This window comes from Pelomonas sp. Root1217 (assembly GCF_001425705.1).
In the GTDB taxonomy this organism is placed as follows: domain Bacteria; phylum Pseudomonadota; class Gammaproteobacteria; order Burkholderiales; family Burkholderiaceae_C; genus Pelomonas.
This window is the reverse complement of record NZ_LMDC01000001.1, coordinates 187,072-207,900: the sequence shown is the minus strand read 5'-3', so window position 1 is coordinate 207,900 and position 20,829 is coordinate 187,072. Positions and strand designations below refer to the sequence as shown.

At 68.3% G+C, this 20,829-nt stretch carries 21 protein-coding genes; 11 read left to right on the top strand and 10 right to left on the bottom strand.

Going from position 1 to position 20,829, the window contains the following annotated elements; translation table 11 throughout:
- The first annotated feature begins 134 nt into the window (after positions 1-134).
- The 8 genes from ASC95_RS00985 (at position 135) to ASC95_RS00950 (ending at position 9,506) form a co-directional block, all read left to right on the top strand.
- Complete coding sequence (locus ASC95_RS00985) at positions 135-2,177, top strand: hypothetical protein (RefSeq protein ID WP_057295937.1); 2,043 nt, start codon at positions 135-137, stop codon at positions 2,175-2,177.
- A 40-nt stretch (positions 2,178-2,217) separates the two neighbouring features.
- Positions 2,218-2,946, top strand: a complete 729-nt coding sequence (locus ASC95_RS00980; protein WP_057295936.1) for a PEP-CTERM sorting domain-containing protein — start codon at positions 2,218-2,220, stop codon at positions 2,944-2,946.
- Between the two features lie 113 nt (positions 2,947-3,059).
- On the top strand, positions 3,060-4,616 hold the full coding sequence (locus ASC95_RS00975; protein WP_057295935.1) for a helicase HerA-like domain-containing protein: 1,557 nt from the start codon (positions 3,060-3,062) through the stop codon (positions 4,614-4,616).
- Between the two features lie 80 nt (positions 4,617-4,696).
- Entirely contained in the window at positions 4,697-5,770 is a 1,074-nt protein-coding gene (locus ASC95_RS00970; RefSeq protein ID WP_057295934.1) for a sensor histidine kinase, read from the top strand.
- Entirely contained in the window at positions 5,767-6,549 is a 783-nt protein-coding gene (locus ASC95_RS00965; RefSeq protein ID WP_057295933.1) for a LytTR family DNA-binding domain-containing protein, read from the top strand. Before ASC95_RS00970 ends, ASC95_RS00965 begins: the two co-directional genes overlap by 4 nt.
- A gap of 51 nt (positions 6,550-6,600) precedes the next feature.
- Entirely contained in the window at positions 6,601-6,855 is a 255-nt protein-coding gene (locus ASC95_RS00960; RefSeq protein WP_057295932.1) for a hypothetical protein, read from the top strand.
- 10 nt (positions 6,856-6,865) lie between these two features.
- On the top strand, positions 6,866-7,681 hold the full coding sequence (locus tag ASC95_RS00955; RefSeq protein WP_057295931.1) for a hypothetical protein: 816 nt from the start codon (positions 6,866-6,868) through the stop codon (positions 7,679-7,681).
- A 55-nt stretch (positions 7,682-7,736) separates the two neighbouring features.
- Positions 7,737-9,506 (top strand): glutamine--tRNA ligase/YqeY domain fusion protein, encoded by a 1,770-nt coding sequence (locus tag ASC95_RS00950; RefSeq protein ID WP_057295930.1) that lies wholly within the window; start codon positions 7,737-7,739, stop codon positions 9,504-9,506.
- Between the two features lie 16 nt (positions 9,507-9,522).
- Here the strand turns inward: ASC95_RS00950 and ASC95_RS00945 are convergent, their stop codons facing one another.
- Both ASC95_RS00945 and ASC95_RS00940 read right to left on the bottom strand, forming a co-directional pair.
- Entirely contained in the window at positions 9,523-10,323 is an 801-nt protein-coding gene (locus ASC95_RS00945; RefSeq protein WP_082567391.1) for an ABC transporter substrate-binding protein, read from the bottom strand.
- Between the two features lie 69 nt (positions 10,324-10,392).
- On the bottom strand, positions 10,393-10,617 hold the full coding sequence (locus ASC95_RS00940; RefSeq protein WP_057295928.1) for a hypothetical protein: 225 nt from the start codon (positions 10,615-10,617) through the stop codon (positions 10,393-10,395).
- A gap of 356 nt (positions 10,618-10,973) precedes the next feature.
- Here ASC95_RS00940 and ASC95_RS00935 point away from each other — a divergent pair, with 356 nt between their 5' ends.
- A complete protein-coding gene (locus ASC95_RS00935; protein ID WP_057295927.1) occupies positions 10,974-11,477 on the top strand; it encodes a hypothetical protein in 504 nt (167 codons plus the stop codon).
- A 6-nt stretch (positions 11,478-11,483) separates the two neighbouring features.
- On the opposite strand, the gene dbpA is transcribed toward ASC95_RS00935, so the two are convergent.
- The 3 genes from dbpA to ASC95_RS00920 are packed head-to-tail and all read right to left on the bottom strand — an operon-like array spanning position 11,484 to position 15,477.
- The gene (gene dbpA / locus ASC95_RS00930; protein WP_057295926.1) at positions 11,484-12,881 is read right to left on the bottom strand and encodes an ATP-dependent RNA helicase DbpA; all 1,398 of its coding nucleotides are present in this window, start codon (positions 12,879-12,881) and stop codon (positions 11,484-11,486) included.
- A 20-nt stretch (positions 12,882-12,901) separates the two neighbouring features.
- On the bottom strand, positions 12,902-13,246 hold the full coding sequence (locus ASC95_RS00925) for a translation initiation factor Sui1 (RefSeq protein ID WP_057295925.1): 345 nt from the start codon (positions 13,244-13,246) through the stop codon (positions 12,902-12,904).
- Positions 13,243-15,477: an alpha/beta fold hydrolase gene (locus tag ASC95_RS00920; RefSeq protein ID WP_057295924.1), complete on the bottom strand. Its 2,235-nt coding sequence runs from the start codon at positions 15,475-15,477 to the stop codon at positions 13,243-13,245. Before ASC95_RS00920 ends, ASC95_RS00925 begins: the two co-directional genes overlap by 4 nt.
- A 232-nt stretch (positions 15,478-15,709) precedes the next feature.
- On the opposite strand from ASC95_RS00920, the gene ASC95_RS00915 reads away from it, so the two are divergent.
- Positions 15,710-16,273 (top strand): PEP-CTERM sorting domain-containing protein, encoded by a 564-nt coding sequence (locus ASC95_RS00915; protein ID WP_162250695.1) that lies wholly within the window; start codon positions 15,710-15,712, stop codon positions 16,271-16,273.
- A gap of 19 nt (positions 16,274-16,292) precedes the next feature.
- Here ASC95_RS00915 and ASC95_RS00910 read toward each other — a convergent pair whose 3' ends face one another.
- Entirely contained in the window at positions 16,293-16,697 is a 405-nt protein-coding gene (locus ASC95_RS00910; RefSeq protein ID WP_057295922.1) for a rhodanese-like domain-containing protein, read from the bottom strand.
- A 66-nt stretch (positions 16,698-16,763) separates the two neighbouring features.
- On the opposite strand from ASC95_RS00910, the gene ftrA reads away from it, so the two are divergent.
- Positions 16,764-17,759, top strand: a complete 996-nt coding sequence (ftrA, locus tag ASC95_RS00905; RefSeq protein ID WP_057295921.1) for a transcriptional regulator FtrA — start codon at positions 16,764-16,766, stop codon at positions 17,757-17,759.
- A gap of 171 nt (positions 17,760-17,930) precedes the next feature.
- Here ftrA and ASC95_RS00900 read toward each other — a convergent pair whose 3' ends face one another.
- From ASC95_RS00900 to ASC95_RS00885, 4 genes are read right to left on the bottom strand one after another with little or no spacing between them, the layout of a single operon-like run.
- Positions 17,931-18,905: a pirin family protein gene (locus tag ASC95_RS00900; RefSeq protein WP_057295920.1), complete on the bottom strand. Its 975-nt coding sequence runs from the start codon at positions 18,903-18,905 to the stop codon at positions 17,931-17,933.
- Between the two features lie 44 nt (positions 18,906-18,949).
- On the bottom strand, positions 18,950-19,540 hold the full coding sequence (locus tag ASC95_RS00895; RefSeq protein WP_057295919.1) for an NADPH-dependent F420 reductase: 591 nt from the start codon (positions 19,538-19,540) through the stop codon (positions 18,950-18,952).
- Positions 19,541-19,586: 46 nt separating this feature from the next.
- Positions 19,587-20,195, bottom strand: a complete 609-nt coding sequence (locus ASC95_RS00890; RefSeq protein ID WP_057295918.1) for an FMN-dependent NADH-azoreductase — start codon at positions 20,193-20,195, stop codon at positions 19,587-19,589.
- 39 nt (positions 20,196-20,234) lie between these two features.
- Entirely contained in the window at positions 20,235-20,813 is a 579-nt protein-coding gene (locus tag ASC95_RS00885; RefSeq protein WP_057295917.1) for a YceI family protein, read from the bottom strand.
- Positions 20,814-20,829 lie beyond the last annotated feature (16 nt).

The following is a 20,829-nucleotide window of genomic DNA, read 5'->3' as shown; positions in this document are numbered from 1 at the left end:
CTCCCCCTAACAACGTCCCCCTAGGAGCGGCAGTCTTCCTCTCGATGAAGGGTGAAGGTTGGGTGAAGCCCGAAAACCGGCCGCCTAAGTTTGATGCGTCCCTGCTCGCAGGACTCGCTCTCAGGAGGTTTTTCATGATTCGCTTGCCCGTTCATTTCAAGCTGGCCGGCTGCCTCGGCGCCGCATTGCTGGCCACGTCCGCCCAGGCCGCTCCGACCTGTTATCACAACTACGGCGCCATCGACGCGATGAAGCCGAACAAGCTCTTCCTCTACTACCCGACGGCCAATGACGCCACCTTCCCGGCCTACGCGACCAACGTGTCGCCGGCGCGCACCTTTGCCATCGGCTCGCTGCCCGGCGCGCCCGCCGGCACCACGGCCCAGCTGCGCGACCGCATCTTCGACGTGGTGGCCACTGACTATTGCGAGTTCAACGTCCAGGTGCTGCCGCCCACGACGACCAATCCGGACTCGCTGGCCATCCCGCCTGCACGGCGCAACATGGTCGCCATCGGCGCGGACACTGATCCCTCGCTGTTCGGCATCGCCGAGGCGGTCGACACCGGTGACGCCGACGTCATCGACCACGCGCGCGTCTTCGGCGGCTCCTACGGTGTGTTCTGCAGCGCCGAGCTCTCCGGCGCCAACAACACGCTGGATCGCTGGGCCAAGGGCATCGGCGGCACGGCCGCGCACGAGGCCGGACACAACTACGGCCTCTCGCACAGCGCCGTGGTGCACACCGGCGAGGACGCCTTCGTCCACCACATCATGCCGGCGGGGCCATCCATGCCCTGCACCAATCGCGTCGGCGAACGGCGCCACTTCAGCGACCAGGACTTCGGCATCCTGGCCAACAACGTCGGCCTGACGTTGCAGTCGCTGGCCAACTGGGACTTCGTCAACCCCAATGCCGCCACCGCCTCGCGGCTGCGCATGGAAGTGCTCAGCCGCAGCACGTCGCTGACGCCGGTGTCCACCTACACCGGTTCACTGAGCCCCTGGAACCCGCCGGGCGTGGTGGCGTCCGGCACGCGGACCTACAAGGGCATCAGCTACAACCGCTTCTTCGTCACCTGGCAGTCCGCCAAGGGCTGGGCCAGCCCGAACCAGCCCGGCAGCATCGCCGGCCAGGTCCGGGGTGCCGAACAGTTCCACGTCGGCACGCATTTCGCGCAGGAAGACATCCTCAATACCTCGGACCAGGTGGTCATCGTGGACGCGACGCTGCTGGACGGCTCCGGGGCCGCGCTGCCCCTGCATCCGCGCGTACCGAGCTTCGACACCGGCACCCTGTCCTCGAATGGCAACTTCACGCTGGGCCTGGCCAACCTCGCGGCAGCCAATCTGGTGCTGCGCAACTGGCGGGCTTTCGTGTTGCCACGGCCCGCGCACATCGACAGCATGCTGTTCGACGCCACGGGTGGCGTGAAGCTGTTCGACAACCAGCAGGAATCGATCACGCCATGGCGCCAGCTGCAGCTGCCCGCGGGCGTCGAACTCCCCGCAGGCTCGCCCGACAAGCCTGGCGAGGCCCACTTCTTCATCGGCAACCTGCTCAAGGACGGACACAACGTGCGCATCAAGTTCCGCGGCCCGGCAGCAGGCGACGCGACGGCCGGCGCTCAGGAGGTCAACCCCGACGTGAGGGGCGCGCTGGCGACCGACCCCTTCCCCGGCGCCTCGGTCTTCCTCATGGGCGACCTGGTCGAGCCCGATGCGCTGCAATGGGACGCGGACAAGAAGACCTTCGTCACCAAGGATCTGGTCACCCACGTCTTCCTGCAGATGGCCGGCAAGCGCGCCAAGCCGGTGGACGGCATCCTGATCGGCCTGTTGCGCGGCAAGGTGGTCTGCTCCAACCTGAACACGCGGCAATCGGTCAGCGTGCAGGCCAACAGCGACGGCAGCTTCGACTGCGAAAAGGCTGGCCTGGTCTCCCTGCACGGGGAGCGGGTGCAGGTCTCGCAGGTGGGGCTGGTCAACACGCAAGTGCCAGCCGTCCAGGTGGGTGGCCTGGACATCGCCAAGGTTACCTGCACCAACCTGCGTTCGCGCCAGTCCGTGTCGTTCAAGCCCGAAGTCAGCACCAATGCGCTCGACTGCGCGAAGGCCGGCCTGGGCGTCGAGCAGCAGAGCACGCTGCAGATCACGCAGATCGGCACGGTGCGCTGAACGCCGCACCCTTTTTCAACCCAGTTGTTTGGAGATATCGATGAAGCAATTCAAATTCACGCTGGCCGCAATGAGCCTGGGCACGGCCCTGAGCATGGCGGTATCGACGGCGCTGGCAGCGGGGGTCAGCAATGGCGACTTCGCCGGCGGCCTGGCGGGCTGGACCAAGGCCGGCAATGTCGCGGTGGACACCACCAGTCAATTCGGTTCGCCACCCGCCGGGTTCGGCGCCCAGGCCGTGCTCGGCACGGCCGACACGGCCGGCTTCCTGTTCGGCGGCAGCGCGGTGGCCGCGGCCACCCTGGAATCCTTCGTCGGGCTCGGTGCCGGCGCCCTCAGCGGCATGGGTGCCACCGTGGGCTCCGGGCTGAGCACGGACTTCACGGCCGCGGCTGGCGAGCGCCTGATCTTCTCGTGGAAGTTCATGAGCAACGACCCGCCGGGAACGCCCGCCGACGACACCGCCTATGTGGTGCTGGACAAGACGACCGTCATCAAGCTGACCAGCGTCAACAGCGCCGCCTTCGTCGGCGGTTCGGCCTCCCCGCTGTTCGACGAGACCGCTTATCTGACCTTCAGCAGCGCGCCGCTGACCGCGGGGTCGCACAGCGTCAGCCTCGGCGTGTTCGACGGCTTCGACGCCCTCGGCGCCTCGGCGCTGGCGGTCACCGACGTGCATCTGGCGCCGGTGCCGGAGCCCGCGTCGGGCCTGATGCTGCTGCTGGGTGGTTCGTTGCTGCTGGGGCTGGCCAAGCGCCGCTCGCCCTGAGCGCGGGCGGGCATCGCGGCCTGCGGAGGGTGGCGGCCGGGGGCGGCGACGCGGTCGAGGCGGACCGCTAGACTCGCCGCAGCCCAGCTGCCCCCCGATCCGGAGACCCTCCCATGCCCGCCGCCGACCCCATCCTGCTGGCCCGACACGCCGACACCGAATGCCTGCTGCTGCCCGCGCTGGCCAACCGCCACGGCCTCATCACCGGCGCCACCGGCACCGGCAAGACCATCAGCCTGCAAAAGCTCGCCGAGAGCTTTTCCAAGCTCGGCGTGCCGGTCTTCATGGCCGACGTGAAGGGCGACCTGACCGGCATCAGCCAGACCGGCAACCCCGGTGAGAAGCTGCTCGCCACGCTGAAGGACCGCGGCCTGGAGGCGCCCGAGAAGCTGGCCTGCCCGACAACGCTGTGGGACATCTTCGGCGAACAGGGCCACCCGGTGCGCGCCACCGTCTCGGACATGGGCCCGCTGCTGCTGAGCCGCATGCTGGCCCTCAACGAGACCCAGGCCGGCGTGCTGCAGATGGTGTTCAAGATCGCCGACGACAACGGCCTGCTGCTGCTGGACCTGAAGGACCTGCGCGCCATGCTGCAACACGTGGGCGACAACGCGAGTCAGTTCACCACCCAGTACGGCAATGTCTCGGCCGCCAGCGTCGGCGCCATCCAGCGCGGCCTGCTGCAGATCGAGGCCCAGGGCGGCGACAAGTTCTTCGGCGAGCCCATGCTGAACATCGCCGACTTCATGCAAACGGAGTCGGGATTGGGCGTCATCAACGTGCTGGCCGCCGACAAGCTGATGAACGCGCCGCGCCTGTACGCGACTTTCCTGCTGTGGATGCTGTCCGAGCTGTTCGAGACCCTGCCCGAGGTGGGCGACCTGGAGAAACCGAAACTGGTGTTCTTCTTCGACGAGGCCCATCTGCTGTTCAAGGACGCGCCTGACGCGCTGGTCGAGCGCATCGAGCTGGTCGTGCGCCTGGTGCGCTCCAAGGGCGTGGGCGTGTATTTCGTGACGCAGAACCCGCTGGACATCCCGGACGCCGTGCTTGGCCAACTCGGCAACCGCGTGCAGCACGCGCTGCGCGCCTTCACGCCGCGTGACCAGAAGGCCGTCAAGAGCGCCGCCGACACCATGCGCGCCAAGCCGGGCCTGGACATTGCCACCGCCATCATGGAACTGGCCGTCGGTGAGGCGCTGGTCAGCCTGCTCGACGAGAATGGCCGGCCCAGCATCACCGAGCGCGTCTTCGTGCTGCCGCCGGGCAGCCAGATCGGCCCCATCACGCCGCCGCAGCGCCAGGCGCTGCTGGCCAACTCGCTGGTGGCCGGCGTTTACGAGAAGCAGCTGGATCGCGAATCGGCCTACGAGAAACTCGCCGGCAAGCCCGCGGCGGCACAGGGCGGCGGCGGCATCGCGGCGGAAGGCGGCCAGGTGTTCAAGGGCGGCCCTGCGGCACCGGCGCCGGCCGAAGAAGGCGGCGGCATGCTCGGCGGGCTCAAGGACGTGCTGTTCGGCACCACCGGTCCGCGCGGCGGCCGCCATCCCGGCCTGGCCGAGGCAGCGGCGAAGTCGGCCGTGCGCAGCATCGGCTCGGCTGTCGGGCGCGAGATCATCCGCGGCGTGCTGGGCAGCATCCTGGGTGGCGGTGGCGGCCGGCGGCGCTGACATGGCGCCTCCCACGCCGCACCAACCCCGCTCATCGCAAGCCGCTGGCAGCGGCGCACCGGCGCCATGATGCTGGCGCCATGACGCCCCCGACCTCCTCGCACAGCTGGCTGACCCACATCGGCGGCACGGTCGCGATCTGCTTCATCGTCGGTCTGTTGAACTACCTGATCCGCGGCAGCGGCAGCCTGCAGCTGAGCATGCTGTATTCGTTCACCGTCGGCATGCAGATCTCGGCCTATATCCAGCTGTTGCAGGCGGGGCTGGCCTGGCTGCTGCGCCGCTGGCGCGGCGATCTGCCGGAGCAGCGCCACGGCTGGGTGGGTTGGGGCTGGATGCTGCCCTGCATCGTGCTGGGTGCCCTGGCCGGCTACAGCGGCGGGCTCTGGTTGGGCGACCTGATCAGCGGCAACCACACGCTGCAGCCATGGAACCTGGGTGACCGGCGGGTCGCGTTGTCGGTCGGCTTCACGCTGCTGATCTCGCTGCTGGCCACGCTGTTCTTCGTGTCGCTGTTCAAGCTGCAGACGCTGAAGCTGGAACAGGCCCAGGCCCAGCGCCAGGCCGCCGAGGCGCGGTTGACGCTACTGCAGAGCCAGCTCGAACCCCACATGCTGTTCAACACGCTGGCCCACCTGCGCGTGCTGATCAAGCTGCGGCCCGACGAGGCCCAGCGCATGCTGGACCAGCTCATCGCCTACCTGCGCGCCACGCTGCAGGCCAGCCGCGCCACCGAGCACCCGCTCAGCGAGGAGTTCGAGCGCCTGTCGGACTACCTCGCGCTGATGCAGCTGCGCATGGGCGAGCGGCTGCGTGTGAAGCTGGCGCTGCCGGCCGACCTGAGCGGTGTCGCCATCCCGCCGCTGCTGCTGCAGCCGCTGGTGGAGAACGCCATCAAGCATGGGCTGGAGCCCCATGTGGAGGGCGGCGAGCTGCGCGTGACGGCGGCCCGCGAGGGCCAACGCCTTGTGCTTGAAGTGGCGGACAGCGGCGCCGGGCTGGCGGGCGCGACCGAGCTGACCAGCGTCGGCACGGGCTTTGGCCTGGCCCAGGTTCGCGAGCGCCTGGCGCAACGCTACGGCGCCGCCGCGAGCTTCGAGCTGAAACCTCAAACCGGCGGCGGCAGCGTCGCCCGCATCGAGATCCCCGCATGACCACCGCCACCGCCCTGATCGCCGAAGACGAAGCCCTGCTCGCCGAGAACCTGCGCGCCGAACTGGCCGCCGCCTGGCCTGGGCTGCAGGTTGTTGCCGAGGCCCGCAGCGGCACGGCCGCCGTCGAGCTGGCCCTGCAGCACCGCCCGCAGGTCTGCTTCCTCGACATCCGCATGCCCGGCATGACCGGCCTGGAGGCCGCCCAGGCCATCAGCGAGGACTGGCCCGAGGACGCGGGCGCCCTGCCCCTGTTCGTCTTCGTGACCGCCTATGACCAGTACGCCCTGCAGGCCTTCGAGACCGCCGCGGCCGACTATCTGCTCAAGCCCGTCACGCCCGAGCGCCTGGCCCAGTGTGTGGCGCGGCTGCGGGGCCGCCTGGCTGGGCCTGCCACCGGTGACGCGACGCTGGCCTCGCTGCGCCAGTTGCTGACCCAGGCCATCACGCCCGTGCCACGGCTGCGCCATCTGCAGGCCGCCATCGGCGATGCCATCGAGCTGGTGCCGCTGGACGACATCGTCTACCTGGAAGCCGCCGACAAATACGTGCGCGCCGTGACGATCGGGCGCGACTACTGGGTGCGTGTCTCGCTGCGCGAACTGCTACCGCAGCTCGACCCTGAACGCTTTTGGCAGGTGCACCGCTCCACCGTCGTGCACATCGACGCCGTCGCGCGCGCATTGCGCCAGGAGAACGGCACGGTGCTGCTGGAGCTGCGCCAGCGGCCCGAGAAGCTGACCGTCAGCCGCGTGCACGCAAATCGTTTCAAAGCCTTGTAGCCGCGCGATAGCGGGGCCGGGATAGAAACCGTATAAACGGTTTCCATCTTTATGAGCCATGCCCGCAAACCCGCTCCACTCGAACGCGCCAAGCTCGTGCGCGACGGCTTCACCATGCCTGAAGCCGACTACGCGTTGCTCAAGGAACTCAAGCTGCGCTTGCACGACGTGAAGCGTGAAGCCAAGAAAAGCGAGCTGCTGCGCGCCGGGTTGCAGGCACTCGCATTGCTGGATGCCCAGTCCCTGGCTGCGGCGCTGGACCGGCTGGAGCCGGTCAAGACGGGGCGGCCACCGAAGGCGGGCTGAGGAGAACACCATGCCTGACGCAACCTACTGGTGGCATCTGCTCTGCGCCATCGCCGGCATCAATCTCATCGCCTGGACAGCCTCGACCGCCTGGCTGCACCGCAATCGGCCCGATGGGACAACCTGGCCCCACCAGCGCCTGCAATTGCTGCTGTCGGCCCTGTATGTGCTGGGCTGCGGCTACCGCTCCCTGCTGCCGGTCTTCGACGTGCCGCGGGTCGTCATGGTGGACAGCTGGGCATCGAGCGTGCTGGTCGGTCGCACCGTCGCCACCATTGCGGAGCTGAGCTTTGCCGCGCAATGGGCGCTGCTGCTGCGCGGCGCCGCGATCACGACCGGGCAGCGCTTCGGCCTGTGGGTGGCCCATGCCGTCGTGCCGCTGATCGCCATTGCCGAGATCAATTCCTGGTATGCCGTGCTGACGACGCGCAACATCGGCCATGTCGTCGAGGAGACCCTGTGGGGCACGGTCGCCCTGCTCAGCGTGCTGGCGCTGCTGGCCATGTGGCCGCACGCCACGCGGGCGGCGCGGCGCTGGCTGGGCCTGGCCATCGTGGCAGGTTCGCTCTACGCGGCCTATATGTTCGCGATCGACGTGCCCATGTATTGGGCGCGCTGGCTGGCCGACGAGGCCGCCGGGCGGACCTACCCCGGCCTCGCGGCGGGCATGGCCGACGCCGGCAGCCGTTGGACGGTGTCGCATGACTGGGCGCACTGGCGCAGCGAGGTGGTCTGGATGACGCTGTACTTCAGCGTGGCCGTCTGGATCAGCATTGGCCTGGCCCACGTGAGGCTGCCGCTGAGGGCCGAGCAGCCCCGTCCTTAGAATCGTCGCCATCGCGGGCCGGAAAAGCGGCCCGCTTCCATTTCCAAAGCCGACGATGAGCAACCCTGCCGCCCCCGCCGCCCCCGCGACGAACTTCCTGCGCCAGCGCATCGAGCACGACCTCGAAACCGGCGCCTTTGCCGGCCGCCACTTCGCCGGCACGCCGGGCGACGCCGCCCATCACGCGGCCGGCCCGCTCGATGAAGCGCGCATCCGCACCCGTTTCCCGCCCGAACCGAACGGCTATCTGCACATCGGCCACGCCAAGAGCGTCTGCCTGAACTTCGGCCTGGCGCGCGACTACAGCGGCGCCTGCCACCTGCGCTTTGACGACACCAACCCCGAGAAGGAAGAGCTGGAGTACGTCAACGCCATCAAGGAAATGGTGCAGTGGCTGGGCTGGAGTTGGGGCGACAACCTGTTCGAGGCCAGCAGCTATTTCGACTTCATGTACGCCGCCGCCGAGGCCCTGGTCAACGCCGGCCATGCCTATGTCGACGAGCAGAGCGCCGAGGACATGCGCGCCAACCGCGGCGACTTCGGCCGGCCCGGCGTCAACAGCCCCTTCCGCGACCGCACGCCGGCCGAGAACCTGGCCCGCCTGCGCGAGATGCGGGACGGCCAGCACGGCGACGGTGCCATGGTGCTGCGCGCCAGGATCGACATGGCCTCGCCCAATATCAACCTGCGCGACCCGACGCTGTATCGCATCAAGCATGCGGAACACCACGCAACCGGCAACAAGTGGTGCATCTACCCGATGTACACCTTTGCCCACCCGATCGAGGACGCGCTGGAGCGCATCACGCACAGCATCTGCACGCTGGAATTCGAGGACCAGCGCCCCTTCTACGACTGGCTGCTGGAGCACCTCGCGGACCTCGGCCTGCTGGCCCGGCCGCTGCCGCAGCAGATCGAGTTCGGCCGCCTGAACCTGAACTACGTCGTCACCAGCAAGCGCAAACTGCGCCAGTTGGTGGAAGAAGGTCACGTCAGCGGCTGGGACGACCCGCGCATGCCGACGCTGGTGGGCCTGCGCCGCCGCGGCTTCACGCCGGCCAGCGTGCGCGCCATGGTCGAGTCCACCGGTGCCAGCAAGCAGAACGCCTGGATCGACGACACCGTGCTCGACCAGGCCCTGCGCGCCGACCTGGAGCCGCAGGCACCGCGCGCCTTTGCCGTGCTGCAGCCGCTCAAGTTGAAGCTGACCAACTACGCCGAGGTCTTCGGCAGCGCCGACCACCGCGAGCTCTGCGAGACCGCCGCCCACCCGCACAAGCCGGAACTCGGCCAGCGCAAGTTCTCGCTCGGCCCCGAGCTGTGGATCGAGGCCGAAGACTTCGTCGAAGTGCCGCCCAAGGGCTATTTCCGCTTGTTCCCGGGCAACAAGGTGCGCCTGAAGGCCGGCTACATCATCGAATGCACCGGCGCCGAGAAGGACGCCGCGGGCAACATCACCGCCGCGCTCGCCACCGTCATCCCCGACACCAAGAGTGGCACACCCGGTGCCGACGCAGTGAAGGTCAAGGGCACGATCGGCTGGGTCGGCGCTCACGAGGCCGTGGCGGCCGAAGTGCGCCTGTACGAGCGCCTGTTCGCCGAACCCCAGCCCGATGCCGGCGGGCGCGACTTCATCGAGTTCCTGAACCCGAATTCGCTGCGTGTGGTGCAGGCCTTCGTCGAGCCGTCGCTGGCCGGTGCCGCAGCCGACCAGCGCTGGCAATTCGAACGCCATGGCTACTTCGTGACCGACCGCGTCGACCACCGTGCCGACAAGCCGGTGTTCAACAAGATCACCGGGTTGAAGGACAGCTTCAGCCGCTGACCGAACACGCCGGCCTTCAGGCCGGCATGCGGTCGTCGCCGAACTCCTGCAGCGCGAGCTGGTAGAGACGATTGATGCTGCCGTCGCGTTGCAGGGACTCGACAGCCTTCATCAGTCGATCAACCAGCTCGGGCGTGGCACTGCGCCGGGACAGATGCAGCCAGAAGGCCTGCCGCTCCACGAGCAAGGGCCGCGCGAATTCCTCCATGCGCAGACCCAGTCCCCGTGCCGCGCCAAACAGCCCCAGATTGCTGCCATAGGCGGCGTCCACGCGCCTGCCCATCAGCATCTGGACGGAATGTTCATTGTTGTTCACCGACTGCACGCGAAGCCCAGGCAGGCCGGCCAGGCTATCGGGCATCGGGAAGCTGCGCGGCACGGCCAGGGACAGATGCGCCAGGTCCTCCAGCCGCCGCAGCGGGGCGTCACGACGACTCACCACCATCGTCGGCAGGGTCAGCACCGGCGCCACCTGGTGAGCGATGGCCTTGAGCTCGTCGTTGGAAAAACGCAGCACCACATCAGACGTGCCATCCTGCAGGCTGAGCACCGTGCGGGCATAGGGCACCACACGGTTCTGCGCCGTCAGACCGGCACGCTGGGCAATCAGGTTGCCGATGTCGTACATCAGACCGCGCGGCCCCTGAGGCCCAATGCTGCCGAACGGCTCGGACTGGATGGTCTGGATGCGCAGCACGAAGCCTTCGGCCGCACGCAGCGGCCCGGCCGGCACCCCAAGCGACAGGCCTGCGGCGCACACCGTGCGCCGGCGCACGGCCATCAAGCCCTGGGGCGAGCCCCCCGATTTTTTGTGCATGCAGACATTGCATCAGGGCCAGACAGCCCGGCACTTGATCTGGCGCAAAGGAGCGGATCGCAGACCTGCTCAGTCACAGGCGCCACCGCAGCGCAGCACGATCGGCGTGGCGTATTCGCGGCCGACGACGGCCCGGGCGAACAGATAGTTCTGCCGCGCCCGGTCGCTCAGGGCATCCAAGCGCACGCCGCCCTGCGCGTCACAAGGAAAGGCCAATCCGCGGCCGGCTTGGAACAGGGACTCGAAGCGCAACTCGTAGTTGTCGCTCATCAGGGGCATGGGGCGTGAGTTCATGGGGCACCTCGTCTTGCTTGAAGACTAGGCGCCGCATTGCCCCCTTGCGCGTGAAAAGGTCGCAGCAGAACTTGCTGCCCCCCGCAGTTGACTGCCCGGGCGCCAAGATGTCACGCCCGTAGCAAGTCCTAACGCAGCGGCTCGCGCAGCGCTTCGATCTGGAAAGGCCGGCTGAGCCGTCCGCATAGGCCTGGCGCAGGCGCAGGCAATGCGCTCCAGGGGTGACCAGGTTGCCGGTCGTGACTTCCTCCACGCATTTCCGCCTACAGCGCCGCAACCTTGCAATTGCTCACAATCGACCCGCAACGGCCTCCCTAGCATCGCCTCCGGCCCTCTTCGGAAGGCCCTTGAACCCCATGCCAGCCGCCACCACCAACCCGCTCCAACGAACTGCCCAGCCGCGGCTGCTGAGCGGCGCGGGCGGCCGCTCGGGCGCCACCACGGCAACCGAAGCGACGTCTTTCGCCGCCACGATTCCCTTCAACCGGCCCCAGCCGGCAACCACGCGTCCGGCGGCGGCACCCGCTCCCTCCGCCAGCGGCGCGCTGCCGCGCTGGGCCAAGGGCGTTGTCATCGGCGGCGTGCTGCTGGCCATGGGCATGCCGGCCTCGGTGCTGATGTCGCGCTCCATGCTCGTGCAGGAAGCCCTGACCGAGCAGAGCAGCTCCAAGGCGGCGATGGTCTGCACCGGCGGTGAAGGCAAAGCGGTCGACGACTCCAGCCTGCTGGGCTGGCTGTTCGGCGGCTCCTATTTCAGCTGCGGCGACTGGGAAACCCGCGAAGCCCGCGTGCAGCGAGATCGTGATCGCGACCAAGCCAACTACATGGCCCGCGAACGGGCCAAGCAGGGGCTGAATTAGCGCCTGTTATTCGAGGTCGGCCATCCGGCGGACCTTGACCTTGCGCCCCTTGAGCTTGCCGAGCGACAGCCGGCGCACCGCCTCCTTGGCAATGTCGCGCTCCACGGCCACATAGCTGTGGAAGTCGGTCACATTGATCTTGCCGATCTGCGTGCCGGCAAAACCGGCCTCGCCGGTCAGCGCGCCCAGGATGTCCCCGGGGCGGATCTTCTCCTTGCGGCCGCCCAGGATCTGCAGCGTGTCCATGGCCGGCAGCAGCGGCCCGCCGGGGGCGTCCTTCAGACCGTCCAGCGGCTCCCACTTGAACTCCTGGCCCTGCAGCTGCTCGATGCGGCCGATGCGGCCCATCTCGTCCAGGCTGGCCAGGCTCAGCGCCAGACCCTCTGCACCCGCTCGGCCAGTGCGGCCGATGCGGTGCACATGCTGCTCGACGTCGGCACTGATGTCGACGTTGATGACGCAGGCCAGGTTGGCGATGTCCAGGCCCCGCGCGGCCACGTCGGTGGCCACCAGCACCGAGGCGCTGCGGTTGGCGAACTGGATCAGCACTTGGTCGCGGTCACGCTGTTCCAGGTCGCCATGCAGGGCCAGCGCGATGAATCCTTGCGCGGCGAGTACGGCCTCCAGGTCGCGGCACTGCTGCTTGGTGTTGCAGAAGGCGATGGTCGACTCGGGCCGGAAGGCACGCAGCAGGCGCGGCACGGCGTCCAGCCGCTCGCTCTCGCCCACCTCGAAGGCGATCTGGCGGATGGTGGATGCGGCAGCACTCGTTGAGCCGGCAACCTTGACCGTCTGCGGCTCGCGCATGAACTTGGCCGCAATCTCGGTCACGCCTTCGGGGAAAGTCGCAGAGAACAGCAGCGTCTGCCGGTTGGCGGGCGCTCGCTTGGCAATCGCTTTGATGTCGTCCAGGAAGCCCATGTCCAGCATGCGGTCGGCCTCGTCCAGCACCAGCGTGTTGAGCGCCGACAGGTCCAGCGTGTCGCGCTCCAGGTGGTCGATGAGGCGGCCCGGCGTGCCGACGACGATGTGGGCGCCGAAGGACAGGCTCTCGATCTGCGGCTTCATGGGGTTGCCACCGCACAGGCTCAGCACCTTGATGTTGTCGGCCGCGCGGGCCAGGCGGCGGATCTCCTGCGTGACCTGGTCGGCCAGCTCGCGCGTGGGGCACAGCACCAGCGCCTGCACGCGAGGCAGGTCGGCCTTGAGCCGATGCAGCAGTGCGATGGCGAAGGCGGCCGTCTTGCCCGAGCCGGTCTGCGCTTCGCCGATGACATCCTTGCCGGCCAGCGCCAGCGGCAGGCTGCCCGCCTGGATGGGCGTCATCTGCGTGTAGCCGAGCTGGCCGAGGTTGGCCAGCATGGCGGGGCTGAGAGGCAGGCGGTCGAAAGCGGTATCGGTCATACCGCGATTGTCGTTGGCGCTCAGCCGCCGGCCCGTTTGACCGTCCAGCCCTCGGGCCGCGCCTTCAGCCAGGCCAGCACCTTGTCAAGGTGGTCGCCCTGGATCTCGACGACGCCGTCCTTGACCGTGCCACCGCTGCCGCACAGGGCCTTGAGCTGTTTGCCCAGGACCGTCAGCGCCGCATCATCCAGTGGCAGGCCCTTGATGACCGTGACGCCCTTGCCCTTGCGGCCCGCCGTCTCGCGGCTGACGCGCACGACGCCGTCGCCGGCCGGGCGCGTCTTGGCCTTGCAGACGCATTGCCCAATGGGTTGGCCGCAGCCGGGGCAGACCCGGCCGACATCGGTGGAATAGACCAGCGTCATGGGGCGGACTTCAGATGCCGGTCGAAGAAGGCGTCCATCGTGCGATAGAGATGCAACCGCGCCGCGCGGCCGGCGATGCCATGGGCCTTGCCCGGGTAGATCTGCAGGTCGAAGGTCTTGCCGGCGGTCTGCAGGGCCTCGACGAGGCGCAGCGTGTGCTCGAACAGCACGTTGTCGTCGGCCGTGCCGTGCATCAGCAGCAGCGGTTTGGACAGCAGCGACGCGCGAGCGGGCAGGTTGGCGTTCGCGTAGGTCGCCGCTTTGCCGCCCTCGGGCAGGCCGAGATAGCGCTCGGTGTAGGCGGTGTCGTAGAGCGTCCAGTCGGTCACGGGAGCCACGGCAACAGCTGCGGCGAAGGGCGTGTCAGCATCCAGCATCGCCCGCGCACCCAGGAAGCCACCATAGCTCCAGCCAAAGAAGCCGATGCGCACCGCGTCCACGCCTGGCACGCGGCCGGGCAGCTGGCGCACGGCAGCGAACAGGTCAGCCACCTCGTGCTGGCCGAAGCTGCGGAAGTGGGCGCGCGTGAAGGCGCGGTCGCGGTGCTCCATGCCGCGCACGTCCAGCATCAGCACGCCATAGCCGCGCTGCTGCCAATAGGCGACCAGCGGCATGTCGCGGCCCCAGCCCCAGTTCACCGTCGCGGAGCCCGGGCCGCCATAAGCCAGGACGATGACGGGGCGCTTGGTCTCGCGGCTGCCCTGGGCGGCGAAGAAGAATGCGTTCAACGGCGTGCTGCCGTCTGCAGCGGTGAGGTCCAGCACGATTGGCGTGTTGCTGAAGGCCGCGAGCTCCGGAGCCGGCGCGTCGCCGGCCAGCGCGATGGCGCCGTCGCGCCCCAGGCTGCGCAACTCCAGCCGCGGTGGCTGGCCCCAGGCGGAGCGGGTGATGAGCAGGCGGGCGCAGGCGGTGTCGCCCTTGGCATCGCGCCACTGGCGTTCGGTCATACCCGGCAGGGCCTGGGCCTTGCCGCCGGTCAGCGCCTGCAGGTAAAGGTCCCTGGTCTTGCCGCGGTCGCCGGCGGCAGCGAAGACGACACCTCGCTCACCCACGCACACGGCATGCGCCACCGCTTCGGCCTGCTGCGTCAGCGGCGTGCGATGTCCGGTCGCGCGGTTGACCAGCAGCAGCTGGCGACGGCCCGAGGCCTCGCTGGACCACAGCAGGCCGCGCGGCGTCTCGATGAGATCGTCATGGACTTCGACCCAGGCGGCATCTGTCTCTACCGCGATGTCGCGTGGCGCGCCCTTGAACTCCGTCAGCGTCAACCGCGTCTGTTCGCGGTTGAACCATTGCAGCCAGGGCGTGCCGTCGGCAAACCAGCCGGCGCGGGCGACGTACTCGGCGGTCGCCGGCAACGGCAGCTCGCGGCGCTGGCCGGTGGCGGCGTCGATGACGAAGGCCGTGACCTTGGCATTGGCCTCACCGGCGGCCGGGTAGCGCTGCTCGGTCATGGCCGTGCGGTCGGCAAAGATCTGGGCCCGCGTCTTGACGGCCACGCCGGACTCGTCAACGCGCAGCGCCAGCAGCGACTTGCCGTCCTTGGACCACCAAAAGCCACGCTGGCGCGACAGCTCCTCCGCCGCGATGAATTCGGCCAGGCCCCAGCTCAGCGTGCCGCTGCCGTCACTTGTGAGCTCGCGCGGCTGGGCGCCCTCGGCCAGCGGCAGCACCAAGAGATTGCCGCCCTGCACGAAGGCCAGACTCTTGCCATCGGCCGTGCAACGGGGGTCCTGTTCCGGCGAGTCGGGCGTATTCGTCAGGCGCTGCGCTTGTGGGCCGGCCGCACCGAGGCGCACCAGGTAGAGGTCGCCCGACAGCGGGAACAGCAGCGCGCTGTCATCGCTGCCGCACCACTGGTAGCCGGTGATGCCGCGCTGGTTGATGCGCTGGCGCTCCAAGGCCATCTTCTCGGCCTCGCTGAGCTTCTGCGCGGCGCCGCCCAGCAGGTCGGCCGCGCTGACGAGCTTGCGCGGCTCGCCGCCGGCCGCGGGTTGGGCCCACAGCTCCAGCACCTCGCTGTCGGCCGCCGAGGGGCGCAGGAAGCTGACCCATTGCCCGCCGGGCGAGATCTCGGCCTGGCGCGGCAGGCGGCCGGCCAGCGGCGGGTCGGCGGTGAGGCGTTCGAGGGTGAGCGGATTGGGGGCCGGAACTTGGGGCTGGGCTTGGGCGCCGGCCGCGATCCACAACAAGGTGGACACGGCAAAGAGGCGGGCAGCAAGGATGTTCATGGCGCCAGATGCTAGCCGGCGCCGACGGACGCCTCCCGGCGCGGATGCCCCGCCAACCGCCGCCACAACGACACGCGCGCCTCATTCCACTTGCGGTGGACGGGGCCGCGTCCGAGGGGTACTGAGGGTTTTGGAGCGGCGGTGTCCGGGACTGCCGCACTAGATTGAATTGACGGGGCCGAGCGTTTCGGTGACTCGCAAAGCCGAGGAGGCAATCATGCTGAGCTCCCGAATGGCCCGCCTGCTGGTGGCCGGATGTTCAATGGTTTGCCTTGGCGCCCAAGCCGGCATCATTTGCACGACAACGTCCACGGCCGGGGCGACCTCCGGCACCGACTGCCTGGGCCATCATTGGGCGCTCGATGGGGTACGGGGATGGAGCATGCCCCCCTTCGGCACGGGCTCGGCGGGTGAAGTGTTTCTGGGGACGGGCGTTGCGACGGACTTCCACTTCCGTTGCCTCGCCGGTTGCGGGCACATCAAGCTCAAGTCGGCCCGGACTCAATTTCTCGACGTCGATTCCCTTGAATTCTGGGATGCAACACTGGACGCCGCGGCGGAGACGATTGACTTCGATTTCCATTCGGCGGCGAGCATTCTGGATCCCGGCTCGAAGTTTTTCGTCAGCGTGGACGTCCCGGTCATCCCGGCCGAATTCAAATTCGAGTCCTGGTGGACTGACGACCACCGGGCCACGCCCGAACCCGCAACCCTGGCCCTGACCGGCGTGGCCCTGCTGGGGCTGTGGAAGTGCCGCCGCCCTGGCGCGCGCAAGGAAGCCGCCGCGGCGAATTGAAGCCGAAGCGAGCGTCGACTCAAGCAGGAACGGCCTCGCGCGCCAGCTCAAAGCCTTCGTCCAGCCAGCCGGTGATGCCGCCGGCCATGATCTTCACCGGCCGGCCCAGCCGCGCCAGCCGCAGCGCGCCACGAGCCGCGCCGTTGCAGTGCGGGCCGGCGCAGTAGGTCACGAACAAGGTGTCGGCCGGCCACGCGGCCAGCTTGCTCTCGACGAGCTTGCCGTGCGGAAAGTGGATGGCGCCTGGCACATGGCCGCGGGCAAACAGCTCGGCCGAGCGCACATCCAGCAGCACGAAATCGGCGCCCTGGGCCAGCGCGTCGTGCACGTCCCAGCAGTCGGCTTCGAAAGTGAATTCGGCGGCGAAGTGCGCCTCGGCTTGCGCGGACGGGGCGGCGGGAATGGCGGTCACTTGAGAAGGCATGGTGGGGCTCCGTTGAACAGGTGCCGCCATGGTCGCGACAGCCGGCCCGGGCCACAATTGGCGTCCATGACCCGTATCGCCAAGATCGCGCCAAACGCCACCACCACCGCCGGGCCGCTTGTCGTCGCCCCGGTCTACGACGGCCTGTGCACCTTCGAGTTCGCCATCGCCGCCGAGGTCTTCGGCCTGGCGCGGCCGGAGATGGGCCCGGGCTGGTACCGCTTCGCCAGCGCCGCCGTCGAGTCCGGGCCGCTGCGCGCCCACGGCGGGTTGAGCGTGACGAGCGACGGCGGCATCGAACTGCTGGACCAGGCCGACCTCATCGTCATGGCCGGCTGGAAGGGTGCGGATGTGCCGGTGCCCGAGGCGCTGGCCAAGCGGTTGCGCAAGGCCTGGCAGCGCGGCGCACGGCTGGCGTCGATCTGCTCGGGCGCCTTCGTGCTGGCCGCCACCGGCCTGCTGGACGGCCGCCGCGCGGCCACGCACTGGCGCTATGCCGACCAGCTGCGCGAGCGCCACCCGGCCATAGCCGTGGATGCCGGCGTGCTCTACGCCGAGGAGGACCGCGTCTTCACGTCGGCCGGCAGCGCGGCGGGCATCGACCTGATGTTGCACCTCGTGCGCAGCGACTTCGGCGTGGAGGCCGCCAACAGCGTCGCCCGCCGGCTGGTGATGCCCGCGCACCGCGGCGGCGGGCAAGCGCAGTTCATCGAGCGGCCGGTGCCGCGCGACCGCACGAACCGGCTGTCCAGTCTGATGGACCAGGTGCGCGCCGACCTGCGCGCGCCATGGACGCTGGAGCGCATGGCCGCGGCCAGCGCCATGAGCCCGCGCACGCTGCTGCGGCGCTTCACCGAGGCCACCGGCCAGTCCCCCGGCGACTGGCTGATCGCCGAGCGCGTCGCCGAGGCGCAGCGGCTGCTGGAAGCCAGCAGCCTGCCGGTGGAGAGCGTCGCGGCCGAGGCCGGCTTTGGCAGCGTGCAGGCGCTGCGGCACCACTTCCAGGCGCGACTGGGGCTGGCGCCGCGGGCGTATCGGAGCAGTTTTGGGTTGGGGCGGTAGTACGGTCCGCCTGCAAGCTGACGTGCGCGGGGGGCCGCTTCAGGCTGAGCTGAGTCATTCACATGCCAATGCAGCAGCGACAGCATCCGTCCGGACCGGTCGTTGAGCGCTGCTGGCACCGACCGGCAGCTTCGCCCATGGGAGCAGTCGCTTGACCACGGTCCTCGAACGTCAATCGGTTGACGCGAACCTTCCCTGCTTCGAGCCATGGTTCGGGTCGTAGACGCCCCAAGACCAATCTCCAAAGCGGGTGTCTCGGTAGTCTGCGTAAGCACGTCTGATTTCGTCGAGCGTGTTCATCACGAACGGCCCGTGCTGCGCGACGGGTTCTTCAATCGGGCGGCCTTGGAGCAGCAGTACCTCGGTTTCCTTGCACCCATTTACAAGCTCGACCACGGCGGAGCAGTCGACCTCGATAGCAGAACGCGCGTCGACGCACTCACCGTCGATGGTCAGCGTGGAGCCCTTGAAGAAGAGGAGCTGCCTGCGCGTGCCGCTACCCAAGGCAGCCGGCAGCTGCCACCTCGCACCCGGGGCCATCTTCAACGTCCACACGGCCAAGTCCGAACTAGGGTCTGATGCCCATGACCTTGAAGGCGGTGACGGCGGCTCTTGCATGTCCACTCCGTGCAAGGCGCCGACGATGCATGTGACGTCGACGCCGGCTTCAACATGCCTCGGGATGTCCTCGGCCCAGAACATCTTGAAGCTGGGCTCAGCCATCTTGTCGCGCGCCGGCAGGTTCAGCCATATCTGAAACAGCTCCAGCGTGTTCGGCTCGAGGGGGTCCAGCAAAGGGAACATCTCCGCATGCACGACACCACGCCCCGCAGTCAGCCACTGCACATCGCCCGCGCCATACCGGGCTGTGGCGCCCAGTGAGTCCGAGTGGTCGACCACGCCCTGGCGGACGATGGTGATGGTCTCGAAGCCGCGATGCGGGTGGGCAGGGAAGCCTGGCACCGTCTGCCCAAAGTACATGCGCCAGGGCTTTCCGGCACCTGTATCGGTAGGTGGTGGCTCAACCGGTCCCAAGTCGGCGTTCCCAGCTGGATAGTGGTCGAGGTGATAGGCGCAGACGAGAAACGGGTCGATGGTTTCCCAGGGGGTGCCGAGCCGGGCGACGCTGATGATGGAACGGGGCATGGTGAATCCGAAGTGAGCAGAGGCGAGACGCCCTTGGCCGGCAGTCAGCTCAGCTTGATGAGGTTCTGCAGGATCAGCGGCCCGCCCATACCGATCAGCAGCCCGCCCTCGTTCGCCTTGCCCAAAGGGACCGGCGCGAAGCCCAGGTCCGCGACCAGCTTGGCCATCGCCGCCTCAGCGCCGGCGTCGTTGCTCGACACGAACATGACACGCCGACCACCGTTGACCGCAGGGTTTTGCGCGAGCAGCTTGGCCGGCAGCTGGTTCAGCGTCTTGACCACCTTCGCGCCTGGGAAAGCGGCAGCCACCACGTCCGTGGAAGCCTGTCCCTTCAACTCTTCCGGCGAGATGCCGTAGGTGTTCATCGCGTCTACAACGACCTTGCCAGACCAGTTCGGGAGGGCTCCGCCGACCGCTGCGTGAGCAAGGAACGGAACGGCCAGGATGACGATGTCGGCGGCAAGAGCGTCCTGCAACGCGACGGGAACCACCTTGTCGCCAAGTTCAGCGGCAAGCGATGCAATGGACTCGGGGCCGCGCGTGTTGGCGATCCGAACGGAAATGCCGCTGCGGGCGAAGTGACGGGCCAGGGCGGTGCCGACGTTGCCGGAACCGATGATGGAGTAGGAGGTCATGATGATTCTTTCGATGGGGGTTTGAGATTTGCGAAGCGCGTGCCCTTTAGGCCGCAATCGCCTCGATGTCTTGCAAGGCCTTGGCAATAGCGGCGTCCTTGGCTTGCGGCCCGAACGCGATGCCTTCGGCGCGCACGACCTTCACGTCGGTCACACCGAGGAAGGCCAGCAGGCCAATGAGGTAGCTTTCCTGGTGCTCGAGCGCAGCAGCCGGGCTGCCGGCCGAGTAGACGCCGCCCCGCGCCGATGCGATGAAGGCCTTCTTGCCCGTGAGCAACCCTTGCGGCCCGGTCGCGGTGTACTGGAAGGTCTTGCCGGCCACAGCGACGCGGTCGATCCAGGCCTTGAGCGGCGTCGGAATCGACAGGTTGTACATGGGGGCGCCGATGACGAGGACGTCCGCGGCGAACAGCTCATCCATGTAGGCGTTGCCCTTGACCAGGTCGGCGTTGATGGTGGCGTCATCGCTGGTGGCACCCATGCGCGCGGCCATGTGAGCGCCGGTCAGGTGCAAAGCGGGGTCGGCCGCCAGGTCGCGATAGGTCACGGCGATGTCAGGGTGCAGCGCCTTCTGGCGAGCGACGATTTCAGCAGTCAGCTGGCGGCTGACGGACGCGGCGCCGAGGGCGCTGGAGTCAAGATGAAGGAGTTGCATGTTGGGTCTCGAAGTGGGTGGGGGTGGTTCGCAGCGGGCTTACTGCTTGACGGCTTCGACCTGCACGGCGAGCTTCACGGTGTCGGGGATGCCAAAGTTGATGCCCCAGCCGATGCCCCATTGGCTGCGCTGAATCGTGGTCTCGAAGTCACCGCCGCACACCTCGCGCTTGAGGATGGGGTTCGTGTAGCAGTTGAAGTTGGAGGCCTTCAGCACGACGGGGAGGGTCTTGCCCAGCAGCGTGAGTTGCCCCGCCACTTCGCTGACCTTGTCGCCGTTGAAGCTGAACGTGCTGGCGACGAACTTGGCGGTCGGGAACGCGGCGGCGTTGAGGAAGTTGTCGCTCTGCAGGTGCTGGTCGAACGCGGCCGTGCCGGTGCTGATGGAGCCGGTCTCGAGCGTCAGTTCGACCTTGCCGGTCTTGGCCGCCTTGTCGAGTTGAACGGTTCCTTCCTTCTTGTCGAACCGACCGCGGTTGGTCGAAGTGCCGAAGTGGGTGACCTCGAAGGTCACGAAGGTGTGCGTGGGGTCGATGCTGTAGGTTGCGACTTCCGCGTGAGCAGTGCCGACGAGTGCGGTGGCGGCGGCCAGTGCGGCCGCGATGAGGGTCTTGCGCATGGGACGGGTCCTTTGA